Genomic DNA, 13,079 nt, shown 5'->3' on the forward strand with positions numbered 1-13,079 from the left:
GACTCCGCCGATTCACGTTACGTGGTCCGTCCCGGCTGACGACGTAGAAGCCGCGACGGATTGGGCGCTGGAACGCATGGGCATGTGACCAGGTAGAGACAGCGCAAAACCCCTCAGATTCGACGCTGAGGGGTTAAGTGACTTGCGGTCAGGCGGCGCAGACGCGGTTGAGATTGTCGGTGTAGGGGTCGAGGTCGGTGACGTTGGCATCTACCAGTGCGTCGGCGTAGGCAGTGATGACGTCCTTCTCCGCGCCCTGGGCGAAAAGGGCCAGGCCGCCCAGTCGGTCGGACAGCTCGGTCGCCGTCGCCGTGTCCATGGTGCCGCCGCTCGTGTCGATCGCGAGGTTGATCAGCTCGATGGCCCTGGCGCATAAGGGGGACTGGGCTTGCGCGGGTGCGGCGGGCAGGAAGAGCAGAGTGGCGGCGGCCGTAGCGAGTACAGCGGCGAAGGGCTTGGTCATGATTTTCCTCTCAGAACGTTGGGCTGATCGTAACCAGGCGGGAGAGCCCCTATTTCTGGTGGCTCGGTAGGTGTCAGGACGCGGGTGGACACCGATTCGACGAAGCTAGTGTGTCGCAGACGGGGGTGGGGCAGTTGCTATTGCTCGCCGAGCTCCGCATCGCCGAGTAATTCGATCAGTTCCCGCACCGCCGCTTCGACATCGGACTCGGTGTTGCCGGGAAGCCTGCGGTACTGGACCCCTTTGAGGAACTCGGGTAGCTCCACATGCTGAAGTCGTACGGGTAGCAGTGTCGCGCGGCCTTCGATGCTGGCCTGGTACAGGCGTTGGGCCTCGGTTACGCAATACGGGCTGGCGACGTAGCTGGGCGAGAGCAGCAGGACGCCGACCGCTGTCTTCGCCAAGCTGTCCATGAGTTCGTCCAGCCAGTTCTGTCCGGTGCGTATGGATCCGGTCTTCCGATAGTCGAAGACTTCCTGGAACCTGGCATGCAGGGCCCGGCTGAACAGGTCCGCCGTTTCTCTGTCCTCGTTGGCGTAGCTGAGAAATACGACTTCTTTGCGAAGCGCGGCCGTGGTGAAATATCGGCTGGCCTGATCGGCGTCGTGGAAAAGCCGGGGCTGATGCCCGATCACAGTGAGGGTTTCCTCGAAAGAGCTTCCGAGGTCGTCGCGATCCTGCCAGGACAACACCCGCCTACTGTGGCGCGGCTGGACATCCTCGAACAACGCTCCGGAGAGTTGGTCGGGCACTCGATCGGCAGGCGTGTGCAACAGGGGCAGCGTAGGCACGCCGTGCCCTGCGGCAAAGCTCGCCGCGATATATGCCGCCGGGTCGTCGAGTGCGACTACCAGCCAGTCCAGTTCGCGCAGCCGGCTGACGAACGTCAAATCGAGTCGAGGCGGCCAGGCCAGGTTCACCGGCTGCCACACCGCTTCCTCGAGGCTGCTTTCCAACACATCGCCGATCTCCGCCCTGGTGCTCCGGTTCAGCAGCAGGCCTACTTCTCTTCGGCGGTACGAGCGTGTTCCGGCGCGTGCGGAGATATGCGCCCGCAAACCGTTGGCGAAAGTCTCGAATGCTTTGGTGACGCGCGCGATCAGCGGCGAATAGCGTTCGTCGGTGATCTCCTGCGGGTCGTACTCAACGACTCGTATCTCCGGAGGGCACCGGAACAGGGCGCCGTACCGGTGGTCGCAGAAAACGATGCTGGGATACCGCAGGCGTGCGGCGATGCTCAACTCGAGCAGGAAGTACCGCGCTTCGTGCTGGAGCGTGCGCAGATCCCACGCCGTCTGCGCGTCTCCTGGTAGCGGGTATATGCCCACGAACCCGTCCGCGTCTCGCATCATCCGTTCCAGCCGTGTCGGGCTGGTGAAGGTCAGCCCTTCGTCCACGCGGAAGGCGACCGGTTGCACCTTCCGGATGATTCGCCAGAAGAACAGGTTGACATCGGGTGATCGGTACCGGTGACTGAGAAAGACGTTCGGCCTGCTGGAAGAGTCTTTCTCAGTTGCCATTCTGATCCGCCTGCGGCTCGGGAAGGACCGAACGCAGGCCGGATGTGTCGACGACCTGCTGTTGGCGGATTTTGGCGTACACCGCGTCGAAGGTGTAGCCCGCGATGAAACCGACGGACAGTACGAAGAACAGGAGCCGTCGCGCGCCGGGGCCCGTCAACAGATCGGGCGAGGTCGCCAATTGTGCCGAGATGAACAAAAGGACCGCGATCGCACCCCGGCCGACATCCCCAATACCGAACTTCGCGCCCAGTCCTCCCTGCGGTCGACGGCAGTGCGGATTATCGCCCCTGACGTCGCCGCGAGCAGGGAGCCCGCGATCAGCCCGACCAGGGTGAGCGATGCGTTGCCGTCCACCGCGTAAACCAGCGGGATCATCGCGAATCCGCCGATCAGCAAGAGCGCGCCGAAGAGCAGCCCGATTCCGGACTTGTACTCGGCATGCCGCTCGGCGCGCGACCGCATCGTCTCCGCTGATTGTTTGCGTTCCTGCTGAGTGCGCAGGATCGCGACGACATTCTCAGCGGCGCCGGCGTTCCACTCGCCGCCCAGGATCGAAAGCTCTTCCGGCGTGACGAGATTGCCGGTGCGTCCCATCGATACCCATGCCTTACGCGCGGCACCACCGAAAGCGGCGACGGGCGCGAGGGGAATATCGAACGCCATCGCCACCATCGCGGTGATCAATGTGGTGCGGCCGCCACCGATGAGTACGACACCGTCGGCTTCACGCAGCGAACGGTAATAAGAGACTTCCCAGTCGTCTTCCGCTTCATGACGAATTTCGAAGGCGCCGGACTTATGTGGTGGATGCGGGAAACTGGTTTCGGAAGATCCGTACGGTGGCCGGACATGGATGGAACCGGCTCTGCACGGCTCGACGGAAAGGTATCCGGCTACCACATCGCGTTCGACGAATCGCGGCGCGCTGGAATAGACGAAGAGGTCGTAGCCTGCCCTTGCCAGTTCGGCGCCGACCTCCCGCGCGGCTCGGGCGCCGTTGTCCTCGGTCCACGACGGACGGTCCTCCACCCCGCAAGGGCGTATCCCGCCGACGATCGCGATTGTGCGGCGCTCGCCGATCGAGCCGTTTGTGCCTGACTGCACCGAACATCCCCTCGTTGATCAGGTAACAGTAGGTTGGATAGTAGCGACCGGGCGGCCGTCCGCGCCGAAAATCGTTGTGCCGTAGACCCCGTTCAGCGAGATTCTCGCCGCCTCAACGGCATCCGCCTGCCCTGGGCGCGGTCGCCTGCTCCCGACCGCGGAAGACCGGGAACCGCAGGTGATCCGGCGGGACAAGGGAAACGCCTCTGTTTCGACGCTGAGGGTTTCCCGACGTGGCCGGTTCGGTGCTGCCGGCCGGGCAATTCGAACATGTCTTTCGCGGGCATCGGGTCGGTGAAGTCGACTCGCCGACGAGATTTCGGCCATTGACGCGGGCGCGGTGCGCGAACCCGTGCTCGCCTCGGGTTTCACCCCGAGGGGTGAGTGTTTCCGACCCGTAGGACGATGATCTTGCGAGCTTCCTGAGAGAAGAGTTAGAGGGGTCATAAGAGGGAGCCTTCAACGGGCGAAGGCATCCCAACCGTCAGTTGAAGGAAGCACAATGACCAAAAACAAGATTATCGCAGCCGCGGCTGCGGCAGCCTGTGTGCCAATGATCGCTTTCGGTTCGGGTGTTGCTACCGGGTCCCCGGACGTAGCGCCTGTGCCTGCCCCTCCTGCAGCCGTAGATGTCTCCCAGCACGGGCAATTGCAGACCGATGACGCCGTTCTATTCTGGGCCCCGTTCTTCTGGCCGGTCTGCTTCTTCCCGCCGTTGATCTTCGTCTTCCCGATCTGCATCGCATGATCTGCTGGACGGCATCGCTCAGGAAACGACGAACGCCGCGCGTCACGCACCCTCGCCAGATCGTGGCGTGACCGTCGGCGTTTCGTCACCTAGGAGGCGCACTCGACCAGGCTCGATCCCGCAAGATTGGTGACGACGTCCGGACGCCTGGTCTTCGAGTTCTTCAAGTAAACAGCAGTACTGTTCGCGCGGCATGGGGGGGACGATCTTCCCCTTCGACCGATTGGATCCGGCATGTTCGAGAAACTTGCGGGAACAGCTGCTGCGTTCGCGGCATGCGCAACGCTGATCGGGGCGCACGCGGGCATGGTGCGCGCCGCCGCTCCGGTCGTGCTGGGCGGCGGCTCCGGCATCGCCGTCAACGATCAGGGCCTCTGTACGCTCACCACGATCGGGCACGACGGCGCGGGCCGGTTGGTCGGATTCACCGCGGCTCATTGCGGTGGTGCGGGTACCACCGTCGCCGCGGCGGCCGATCGCGACGCCGGCGTTGTCGGCACCATCGTCCAGGCCAACAACGACATGGACTACGCCGTCATCGTGTTCGAACCGGACAAAGTCGTACCGGTGAGCCGCGTCGGCAACACGACGATCGCCCAGGTGGGCGGTCCGGCGCAGTTCCCGGATATCGCGTGCAAGGAAGGCTATAGCACCGGCCACACCTGCGGACTGACCTACGGAGACGTGCTGGAGTCCGGGTGGACCTGGACGCAGATATGTGTCGTCCCTGGTGACTCCGGCGGGCCGGTCGTGGTCGGAACGACACTCGTCAGCATGGTGAACGCATACGTGACGGTGCCCTGCCTCGGACCTCAGCTCGGGACGAAGATGACCGCCATCATCGACGACGTCGACGCGCGCGGTGGTCCCGGAGCCGGCTTCCGTCCGATCTAGTCGGCCTACCGACCGAGCGGGGACCGCCGACATCCCCGCCCGCCGCCGGATCCGCCCGGTCCCGCGCTCGGGATGAATACGGAATTCGCGGACACCGACCGTCATCGGAGACGGCCGCGGTAGTCGAGGCAGGCGCGCCCGTCGGTGGGCGGGGCCGCGGGTGTGGTCGCGGCCGTGATGGCCTCGGTGTAAGCGCGCAAACCCTCGGCCAGCCTGCCCGCCATGTTCTCCAGCTGCTCGGGTCGCAGATGCTTGCCGAACGCGGCCGCATCCAGCAGCTGCCTGCGCACCTGGTCGATCTGCGTTCCAGCGAAGGGGATGGGCTCGTGGTCCGGCATACTCCGGCACCTTACCTTGAGTCGAACATATGTTCCCATCGGTCTGGCTGGTGTTCTTGATGTAATCGGCGCCAGAACATTTATCCAAGCCGTTTGTGCTTCATCTATCTAACGTCTGACCTTCCTTTTCGGTGATCGTCTACTCGTGCGAACACCCGGATGTCGAAGGGGTCGGTTGTATGGCAGGAACTCGGTGTGCTCAGTGGGGCCATCCAAGGACGGTGAGTGCGTCGCCAGCTGACGCGGCGGTTGACGAGGCCGAGATTCACTCCCATCGGCCGAGGGTGGTCGTCGGTTCGTCGACTGATCGGATGTCGCATTGAGCGGTTGTGACCTTTGCCTGTATCGGTCGGTGACGCCTGGGCTGCGTGGGCCTGGTGCGAGTTTCGAGCAGCAGATGCTGTCGGGAATCGAGCGGCTGGAAGACGACGACGGCTCGGACTATCGGATGCTGCGGCGCATGCTCCGCGCTGCGGCCGCGGTCAGCCGCTCGGAGGTCGAATGGATACGCCGGATGCGGGCGACCGGGACCGTCCTGCGGCCCCGAGTCAGTGTCGTCGACGGCTATGTCGCGGGCTACATCGCCCAATGGCGGGACGCCCACAGTGCACGCCTCGGTCCGGCGATCACCGACCTCGAGGTCGGTGCAGGCCTGAGCTTGCCCGACTTGCGGGATGGGTGGGAACCTGACGCGCATGCGGTGGCGGACGCGCAGACCGAGTGGAAACTTCCGCGTTCGGTCACGCGGTCGGCCAGGGAAACGGTGCTGTGGGATGACACCGAGTTGTGGGCATACGCGCTGGCTGATGTCCGGAGCTTCAACGAGATATTGGCGCGTGTTCCGAGCAATGAGCGCGCGGTATGGCGGTGGGCGGCAAGCCAGGTATCCGGTGTGCTGGCGATGTGGTCGTGGCGGGTCGAGCCGGACGCGCGCGGACCGTTCGCCGTTGCCGCGCACGAAGTCGGAAGGTCCGCACTCGCGGCCGGAAGCCGCGCGCGCCCGCACATCTTCCGACCGCCCGCGCCGGATCTGGAGAAGGTAGCGTTCGTCCTGGCGCGGCTGTGTAGGGAGGTTCACGAGCCATCCACCGAGTCCGATTTGGTCGGCGCGCTGATCACCAGTATCGCCGCGATAATCAAAGCTCATCGGGAACGGGGGGAAATGGCGCGAGCGTCGAGCATCTACGCCACCGCCGTGGGTCCTTTGAAGTGGATAGAGTACGACATCCGCATCACAGTTCCGACTTCGGTGATCGGCTGCCAACTGCGGCTCGGGCACGCATCGCCGTCCCCTCCGAGTTAGCGCCGCGCCAGCCACCTCAGGATTCGCCGATCAGGCCCGGTCGACGGGTCCGTACCGGGCCGCAACGACATGGTGAACCCGCGGTCCACCGACATCGACGCCATGCCATGGTGCCGCGTAGTCGGCGGTGGGCATGACCTTTTGCTCGGCTACCGTCCGGCGAGCTCGGCGACGATCGGAGCGAACCGGTCGGCGAAGTCGGCGCCGAAGACGAAGTAGGAGAAGCCGATCTCCTCCCGTCGCCGCCGGATTTCCTCGGCGGCGGCCGCCGGATCATCCGGAAGTACGGCCAGTGCGTCCGCCGCGCGAAGCGCGGCAGGGTCGGTGTCGGGTGGCGCCATGTGCGGCGCGACAGTGTCGCCGATGACCGGCACGGCGAGCGCGAGCTCGACGTTCCCGATGGTGCGGAAGTCGCGTGCCAGCCGCTCGACCTCACCCCGCGGCTGAGCCCCCAGCGCGAACGTGACCGTGTCCGCGACCTCCGCCGCCAACGACCGGGCCTGTGGACCCAGTACGGCCATCGCCACGGGCGTGTGCAGGTCGGGGCCGTCGAGTTCGCGCAGCGTTTCGACGGTCTCACGTACCTGCGCAAGCCGCTCGTTCGGTGGCGCGACGGACAGTCCCTTGTCGCGGAGTTCGTCCTCGATTCCCGGTCTGCCGGTGCCGATGCCCATCTCGAAGCGTCCGTCGGTGAGTAGCGACAGCGAGTGCGCTTCCCACGCCGTCAGCCAAGGCGGGCGTAGCGGCGAGGCGTACACCCAGGTGCCAACGCGCAGGTCGGTCAGGGCCGCGGCGGTGGCCAGCATGGGGCCGGGCGCCGGTTGCGTCTGCGGGAAGTCGGGCACCAGCAGCGTCGAGTAGCCGCTGTCGGCGATGCGGCGCACGCGATCTCGCCACGTCGGCAGGTCGGTCCTGAGCGGGGCGACGACCCCGAATCGAAACGGTCTCGTCATGCCTGACTTCCTCTCGGAGAGCGTCGGTTCGAACAATTGATGGATCGTTCCGGTTTACCTGACCTGGGCGGGTATTGCCCGGTCCACGATCGTCCGCACCAGTTCGGCGGCCCGCTGCTCGTCGAAAATGCCGGGCAGGGTGAGTCGTTCGAGGATGAGCCAGTTCAGGGCGAGGTAGAGCAGCACAACGGCGTCCTCGTCGCCGGGCAGCTCCGACTCCCGATAGTTGCTGATATTGAAGTCGAGATCCGCGCGTACCCGCTCGGTGAGCAGCGCCTGCAGTTCGGGCCGCCGGGTGGCCTCCAGTCGCAGTTCGAGGATCGCGAGATAGCCGGTGCGGAAATGGGAGACCCGGTCGACCACCTCGGTCATGAGTTCGGTCATGGACTCGCGGGTCTGCGGTCCGCGGGATTTCGCCATGGCGGCGTCGCTGGGGATCAGCCGCTCGTAATAGCGGTGTCCGACCTGGACGAGCAGTGCGTCCCGGTTGGGGAAGTAATTGGAGGCGGTTCCGGCGGGCACTCCCGCCTCCTGATCGACCGCCCTGAAGGTCAGGCCACGTGCCCCTTCGCGGGCCAGGACCTCGATTGACGCATCCAGCAGGGCCTGCCTGCGTTCCGGATTCGTGCGCACCACTTGACACCACTCCATCTGTAGTACTACGGTTCAAATCACTTCGCACAGAGTACTACAGTTGAGGCGGTTAAGATGCGAAAGCTTGTCTACTACGTGGCGGTCTCCCTCGACGGCTACATCGCGGGGCCGCAGGGGGAATTCGACTTCTATCCGATGTGTGAGGACATGACGGCGTGGATCAACGAGCGCTATCCGGAGACGGTGCCGACGCCTCTGCGCGAGTCCGTCGGCATGCCCCTCGACACGCCGAACAAGACCCTGGACACCCTGGTCATGGGTCGCGGCACCTACGAACCGGGCCTCGCCATCGGCTGCACCAGCCCGTACAACCACTTGAGGCAGTACGTCTTCTCGACCACCCTCGCGCCGGTGGACAACCCGCAGGTGGAGGTCGTCGACGCCGATCCGGTCGAGCTGGTCCGGCAACTGAAGAAGGAAGCGGGCCTGGATATTTGGCTCTGCGGCGGCGGCAATCTGGCCGGACAGCTCCTCGGCGAGGTCGACCAGCTGATCATCAAGAGCTACCCCGTGATCGCGGGCGACGGCGTCAGGGCATTCACGGGCAATTTCGAGCCGACGCGATTCAAGGTCACCCAGCGCCAAGAGTTCAGCACCGGCGCGCAGGTCACCTGGTTCGACCGCGCCTGATCCGGCGCCGAACCCGCCGGAGTTCCGGCATCCCGTGGCTTCACATGAGCATCGAAAAGGCGGTACCGATATGCGAAAGCAACGCAGCACCTTCCCGACCAAGACCAGCCAGCAGCGCTTCGTGACTCGCCCCGTGCCTCCGCGCACGGTCACCAATTCCAAGGGCGGGTGGCCCCGGCACGGCAGGTACGGGGCGCGGTAGCGCCCGATCGGCGACCTGGGCTGTCCGAAATCGTTTGCCGCGGCCGGAATCGGCCGGGATGGGAGTAGCAATGCATACCGACGTGATCATCGTGGGCGCGGGCCCGACCGGCCTGATGCTGGCCGCCGAGCTGCGCTCGGCCGGAGTGCGGCCGCTGGTGCTGGAGCGGCAGTCGCGGCCGCGGGACACCCCGAAGGCCGGTGGTCTCGGCGGGCAGATCCTGGAGTTGTTGCGCTACCGGGGCTTGCTGGATCGGTTCGAAGCGGCCTGCACCGATCCGATTCCGGCTCCCCGGTTTCCGTTCGGCGGTGTGCACGTAGACCTCACCCAGCTGGACGAGTCCCCGATGCATGCGCTGCCGCTGCCGCAACAGCAGCTGGAGCGACTACTCGGCGAATACGTCGGCGAACTCGGCGTCGATATCCGTCGCGGACACCAGGTGCTCGATGTGCGGCAGGACGCCGACGCGGTCACCGCGGAGGTCAACGGGCCGGTCGGGCCGTACCGGGTGACCGCCCGCTATCTGGTGGGCTGCGACGGTGCGCGCAGCCGGGTTCGTGACCTGGCCGGCATTCCGTTCCCCGGCACCGTATATCCGGAGGTGAATCGGCTGGCCCAGATCACCGTGCCCGATTCGGTGACCCGGCTCGACAACGGCGACCTCGAGGTTCCCGGGTTCGACGCCATCCGTGCGGGTTTCACGCGGACGGATCGCGGTCTGTTCGGGATGGGTGTGTCACCCGCCTCGGAGGCACTGTCCGTCTACACGATCGAGGACGAGACCGTCGAATACGACGATGACGTGCCGATGACCGTGGCAGAGTTGCGCGACAGCATCCGTCGCGTGCTGGGAGTGGATCTGCCTGTGGCGGAGACATTCCGGCTGTCGCGATTCACCTTCAAGGCCCGCCACGCCGAACGCTATCGCGCGGGCCGGGTCCTGCTCGCCGGTGACGCGGCCCATCTGTTTCCCGCCACGGGCGTGGCACTCAACGCCGGAATGCTGGATGCGGTCAACCTGGCCTGGAAGCTGGCTGCCGAGGTCAACGGGTGGGCGCCGGCCGGCCTGCTGGACACTTATCACGAGGAACGCCATCTCGCCGGGGAGCGCACCATGCTGCACACCCGGGCACAGGTCGCGCTGCGGCGCGGGCACGACCCGGCCTCCGAAGCACTGCGGGCGGTCTTCCAGGAACTTCTCACCGACGAACAGCCCCTGCGGCGCATGGCGGCCCTCATCGCCGGCGCCGATATCCGCTATCGACTGCCCGATCCCAACAACCACATCTCGACCGGAACCTTCGCGCCCGACCTCACCCTGCATACCGACGACGGGACGACCAGCGTCGCCGAAGTCATGCACGCCGCACGGCCCGTCCTGCTCGACCTCGCCGACCGCGCGGACCTGCGTGATACCGCCCGAGACTGGCGGCACCGCATCGACATCCGCTCCGCCAAAGCCGAGAACCGCGAAGCCGATGCCCTCCTGATCCGCCCGGACGGCCACATCGCCTGGGCCGCGACCATCGACGAACCCGCCGACACCGCCGAGCACGGCCTGCGAGCAGCGCTGTCGTTATGGTTCGGCACACCCGCGGAAACGACGATCCCGACCAGCGATTGACGACGGCAGGTCGTCACCACCGATGGAGGGTTGCCGCTTCCGAACCTCCGTCGGCGAAGACGATCTGCACGTGCACGGACATCTGCTCGTCGGATGCGGCGCTGACCAGGCCGAATGCCGTGTCAGCGGACGTGTCAGGCCGGTGTCAGGGCGGTATCAGCGGGGCTCGCGACAGTATCCCTGTGAACAGTTCAGCGATTGCGGCTTCCGGGCTGCGAAAGACATACGGGGACAAGACGATCCTCGATGGTATCGACTTGGATATCGGTGCGGGCACGATCTTCTCTCTGCTCGGCCCGAACGGGGCGGGTAAGACGACCACGGTGAACGTGCTGACCACGCTGTCGAAAGCCGATGGCGGCACGGCGCGGGTCGCCGGGCACGACATCGCGACCGATGCCGAGGCGGTGCGCGCGTCGATCGGGGTCACCGGTCAGTTCGCGGCGGTGGACGATCTGCTGACGGGGGAGGAGAACCTGCGGCTGATGGCGGATCTGCACCATCTGCGGGCACATGAGAGCAAGCGGGTGATCACCGAATTGCTCGAACGGTTCGATTTGGCGGAGTCGGCGCGAAAACAGGCGTCGACCTATTCCGGGGGTATGCGCCGGAAATTGGATCTGGCGATGACGCTGGTCACCAAGCCGGACATCGTCTTCCTGGACGAGCCGACAACGGGATTGGATCCGCGCAGCAGGCGCACCATGTGGGAGATCGTCCGGGAATTGACGAACGACGGTGTGACGATCTTCCTGACCACTCAGTACCTCGAGGAAGCCGATCAGCTGGCCGACCGGATCGCGGTGCTCGACCAGGGCCGCGTAGTCGGCGAAGGCACACCTGACGACCTCAAGCGCCGGGTGCCCGGCAGCCACATCCGGCTCCGATTCACCGACGTCACGCAGCTCGATGCGGCGGCGCGGATCCTGCCGGGGGCCACCCGCGACGACGAGGCCCTGACCCTGCGGGTCCCCGGCGACGGCGGGACGAAAGCACTGCGGGACCTGCTGAATCGGCTCGCCGAACACTCGGTCGACGCCGAGGAGGTCTCCGTCCACACCCCTGACCTCGACGATGTCTTCTTCGCCCTGACCGGTCACGCCACCAAGGAGGCTGTCGCACCATGAGCACCATTTCCGCGCCGCTGGCCGATTCGTCGATCATGCTGCGCCGCAACTTCAAGCACATCGCCCGGACTCCGGTCACGATCTTCAACGCGGCCATGATGCCGGTCGTGATGATGCTGATCTTCGTGTACGTGTTCGGCAACGCGTTCGATGTCGGCGAACAGTACATCGACTACGCGACACCGGGCATGATCCTGCTGGCCATCAGCTACGGGTTGTCGGGCACCGCGGTCTCGGTGAGCTCCGATATGGCGAAAGGCGTCATCAACAGGTTCAAGGTCATGAGCGTCTCTCGTGGCGCCGTACTGACCGGCCACGTCGCGGCCACCGTACTGACCAATGTGGTGGCCATCGCGGCCGTCATAGGTGTGGCCTTCGCGCTGGGGTTCCGGCCGCCCGCGACCGCACTCGACTGGCTGGGCGCGATCGGCATCATGGCGGCGACGTCGTTCGCGGCCGCCTGGCTCACGGTCGCACTGGGAATGGCCGCGAAGACTCCGGAGTCCGCGGGCATGACCGTGGTGCCGCTGATCATGCTGCCGTTCGTGAGCAGCGCGATCGTGCCCGCCGACCAGATGGGGCAGGGTATCCGGCAGTTCGCGCAATACCAACCTTTCACGCCGATCATCGAAGCGTTGCGCGGGTTTCTCGCCGGACACCCCTCAGGTGGCTACACGGCCGCCGCGCTCGCCTGGTGCGCCGGATTCGCCGTCGTCGGATACCTGTGGTCGCGCGCCACTTTCAACAAGCGCGTGTAGTCGCGACCAGCCGCCCATTTCACACACCAACCAATTCACACACAGGAGACAGCCATGCCGACGTTCGAGACCCCGGAACCGATCGCCGTCACGATCGACGTGCTCTCCGGTGCGGTCACGGTGATCGCCTCGGACCGTATCGACACCGTCGTGGAGGTCCGTCCGGCCGACGCGTCCAAAAAGGGTGACGTGCGCGCCGCCGCGCAAACCCAGATCGAATTCACCGCAGGCACTTTGACCGTGCGAACGCCGAAAGACTGGCGGACCTACACCCCGTTCGGCGGCAACCCGTCGATCGAGCTGACCATCGAGGTACCCACCGGCTCCCAGCTGAAGGGCACCGCCGCGGTGGGCCGATTGCTGGGCGCAGGCGAACTCGGCGAATGCGACCTGGAGATATCCGCGGGCGACATCACCGTCGAGCGCCCGCGTGATTCGGTAACCGCGAAAACCGCCAAAGGCGACATCCGTATCGGTGAGGCGTCGCGCGGCGTGCTCCGGCTGGAAACGTCCATGGGCGAGCTCCAGGTCGGAATCAGCCCGAGCAGCGCGGTGCAGCTGGAAACCAACGCCCAGCACGGGACCGTGCGCAACCGGATGCAACCGGTCGACCGGTCGCAGGGCGAGGAGGACATCGTGCGGGTGTACGCGCGCAACTCTTACGGCAACATTGTCATCCAGCACGCCACGGCCGCCTGATACTGCACTCCCGCCACCCCGTCCCGCGCACATTGTCCAACAGGTGTGCGACACCAGGT

At 65.6% G+C, this 13,079-nt stretch carries 15 protein-coding genes; 8 read left to right on the plus strand and 7 right to left on the minus strand.

Annotation, left to right across the window (positions count from 1 at the left end; translation table 11 throughout):
- Positions 1–148: 148 nt before the first annotated feature.
- The 4 genes from ACIHAX_RS28735 to ACIHAX_RS28750 form a co-directional block, all read right to left on the minus strand.
- Positions 149–463 carry a hypothetical protein gene (locus tag ACIHAX_RS28735; RefSeq protein ID WP_364427510.1) on the minus strand — a complete coding sequence of 105 codons (315 nt, stop codon included), beginning with the start codon at positions 461–463 and terminating at the stop codon, positions 149–151.
- Positions 464–600: 137 nt separating this feature from the next.
- Positions 601–1,983, minus strand: coding sequence for a toll/interleukin-1 receptor domain-containing protein (locus tag ACIHAX_RS28740; protein ID WP_364427513.1), 1,383 nt, complete (start codon positions 1,981–1,983; stop codon positions 601–603).
- The gene (locus ACIHAX_RS28745; protein WP_397280655.1) at positions 1,973–2,164 is read right to left on the minus strand and encodes a hypothetical protein; all 192 of its coding nucleotides are present in this window, start codon (positions 2,162–2,164) and stop codon (positions 1,973–1,975) included. The genes ACIHAX_RS28740 and ACIHAX_RS28745 overlap by 11 nt, the downstream gene beginning before the upstream one ends.
- Positions 2,140–3,090 (minus strand): hypothetical protein, encoded by a 951-nt coding sequence (locus ACIHAX_RS28750; RefSeq protein ID WP_397280657.1) that lies wholly within the window; start codon positions 3,088–3,090, stop codon positions 2,140–2,142. Before ACIHAX_RS28750 ends, ACIHAX_RS28745 begins: the two co-directional genes overlap by 25 nt.
- A gap of 502 nt (positions 3,091–3,592) precedes the next feature.
- On the opposite strand from ACIHAX_RS28750, the gene ACIHAX_RS28755 reads away from it, so the two are divergent.
- Both ACIHAX_RS28755 and ACIHAX_RS28760 read left to right on the plus strand, forming a co-directional pair.
- A complete protein-coding gene (locus ACIHAX_RS28755; protein ID WP_364427519.1) occupies positions 3,593–3,838 on the plus strand; it encodes a hypothetical protein in 246 nt (81 codons plus the stop codon).
- Between the two features lie 234 nt (positions 3,839–4,072).
- Positions 4,073–4,732 (plus strand): serine protease, encoded by a 660-nt coding sequence (locus ACIHAX_RS28760; protein WP_397280659.1) that lies wholly within the window; start codon positions 4,073–4,075, stop codon positions 4,730–4,732.
- A gap of 101 nt (positions 4,733–4,833) precedes the next feature.
- Here the strand turns inward: ACIHAX_RS28760 and ACIHAX_RS28765 are convergent, their stop codons facing one another.
- A complete protein-coding gene (locus ACIHAX_RS28765) occupies positions 4,834–5,070 on the minus strand; it encodes a DUF6374 family protein (protein ID WP_355072629.1) in 237 nt (78 codons plus the stop codon).
- Positions 5,071–5,422: 352 nt separating this feature from the next.
- Here ACIHAX_RS28765 and ACIHAX_RS28770 point away from each other — a divergent pair, with 352 nt between their 5' ends.
- Positions 5,423–6,373 (plus strand): hypothetical protein, encoded by a 951-nt coding sequence (locus ACIHAX_RS28770; RefSeq protein WP_364427523.1) that lies wholly within the window; start codon positions 5,423–5,425, stop codon positions 6,371–6,373.
- Between the two features lie 149 nt (positions 6,374–6,522).
- On the opposite strand, the gene ACIHAX_RS28775 is transcribed toward ACIHAX_RS28770, so the two are convergent.
- Positions 6,523–7,326 (minus strand): LLM class flavin-dependent oxidoreductase, encoded by an 804-nt coding sequence (locus ACIHAX_RS28775; protein ID WP_364427526.1) that lies wholly within the window; start codon positions 7,324–7,326, stop codon positions 6,523–6,525.
- Positions 7,327–7,380: 54 nt separating this feature from the next.
- Positions 7,381–7,962 carry a TetR family transcriptional regulator gene (locus tag ACIHAX_RS28780; protein ID WP_356964973.1) on the minus strand — a complete coding sequence of 194 codons (582 nt, stop codon included), beginning with the start codon at positions 7,960–7,962 and terminating at the stop codon, positions 7,381–7,383.
- A gap of 72 nt (positions 7,963–8,034) precedes the next feature.
- On the opposite strand from ACIHAX_RS28780, the gene ACIHAX_RS28785 reads away from it, so the two are divergent.
- The 5 genes from ACIHAX_RS28785 to ACIHAX_RS28805 all read left to right on the plus strand — a co-directional run bounded on the left by ACIHAX_RS28785 (position 8,035) and on the right by ACIHAX_RS28805 (position 13,020).
- Positions 8,035–8,610 carry a dihydrofolate reductase family protein gene (locus ACIHAX_RS28785; protein ID WP_356964974.1) on the plus strand — a complete coding sequence of 192 codons (576 nt, stop codon included), beginning with the start codon at positions 8,035–8,037 and terminating at the stop codon, positions 8,608–8,610.
- Between the two features lie 272 nt (positions 8,611–8,882).
- Entirely contained in the window at positions 8,883–10,436 is a 1,554-nt protein-coding gene (locus tag ACIHAX_RS28790; protein ID WP_397280663.1) for an FAD-dependent monooxygenase, read from the plus strand.
- Positions 10,437–10,618: 182 nt separating this feature from the next.
- Positions 10,619–11,563, plus strand: a complete 945-nt coding sequence (locus ACIHAX_RS28795) for an ATP-binding cassette domain-containing protein (RefSeq protein ID WP_364427541.1) — start codon at positions 10,619–10,621, stop codon at positions 11,561–11,563.
- Positions 11,560–12,321 (plus strand): ABC transporter permease, encoded by a 762-nt coding sequence (locus tag ACIHAX_RS28800; protein ID WP_355072642.1) that lies wholly within the window; start codon positions 11,560–11,562, stop codon positions 12,319–12,321. Before ACIHAX_RS28795 ends, ACIHAX_RS28800 begins: the two co-directional genes overlap by 4 nt.
- 54 nt (positions 12,322–12,375) lie before the next feature.
- Complete coding sequence (locus ACIHAX_RS28805) at positions 12,376–13,020, plus strand: DUF4097 family beta strand repeat-containing protein (RefSeq protein ID WP_355072644.1); 645 nt, start codon at positions 12,376–12,378, stop codon at positions 13,018–13,020.
- Positions 13,021–13,079: the final 59 nt, after the last annotated feature.

It is taken from the genome of Nocardia sp. NPDC051929 (genome assembly GCF_044548645.1).
Taxonomy (GTDB): Bacteria; Actinomycetota; Actinomycetes; order Mycobacteriales; family Mycobacteriaceae; genus Nocardia; species Nocardia sichangensis.

What these genes read in the sequence shown, in the direction of transcription:
- ACIHAX_RS28735 (WP_364427510.1), bottom strand. Translation starts at nt 463, where the DNA reads ATGACCAAGCCCTTCGCCGCTGTACTCGCTACGGCCGCCGCCACTCTG.
- ACIHAX_RS28740 (WP_364427513.1), bottom strand. Translation starts at nt 1,983, where the DNA reads ATGGCAACTGAGAAAGACTCTTCCAGCAGGCCGAACGTCTTTCTCAGT.
- ACIHAX_RS28755 (WP_364427519.1), top strand. Translation starts at nt 3,593, where the DNA reads ATGACCAAAAACAAGATTATCGCAGCCGCGGCTGCGGCAGCCTGTGTG.
- ACIHAX_RS28760 (WP_397280659.1), top strand. Translation starts at nt 4,073, where the DNA reads ATGTTCGAGAAACTTGCGGGAACAGCTGCTGCGTTCGCGGCATGCGCA.
- ACIHAX_RS28765 (WP_355072629.1), bottom strand. Translation starts at nt 5,070, where the DNA reads ATGCCGGACCACGAGCCCATCCCCTTCGCTGGAACGCAGATCGACCAG.
- ACIHAX_RS28775 (WP_364427526.1), bottom strand. Translation starts at nt 7,326, where the DNA reads ATGACGAGACCGTTTCGATTCGGGGTCGTCGCCCCGCTCAGGACCGAC.
- ACIHAX_RS28785 (WP_356964974.1), top strand. Translation starts at nt 8,035, where the DNA reads ATGCGAAAGCTTGTCTACTACGTGGCGGTCTCCCTCGACGGCTACATC.
- ACIHAX_RS28790 (WP_397280663.1), top strand. Translation starts at nt 8,883, where the DNA reads ATGCATACCGACGTGATCATCGTGGGCGCGGGCCCGACCGGCCTGATG.
- ACIHAX_RS28800 (WP_355072642.1), top strand. Translation starts at nt 11,560, where the DNA reads ATGAGCACCATTTCCGCGCCGCTGGCCGATTCGTCGATCATGCTGCGC.
- ACIHAX_RS28805 (WP_355072644.1), top strand. Translation starts at nt 12,376, where the DNA reads ATGCCGACGTTCGAGACCCCGGAACCGATCGCCGTCACGATCGACGTG.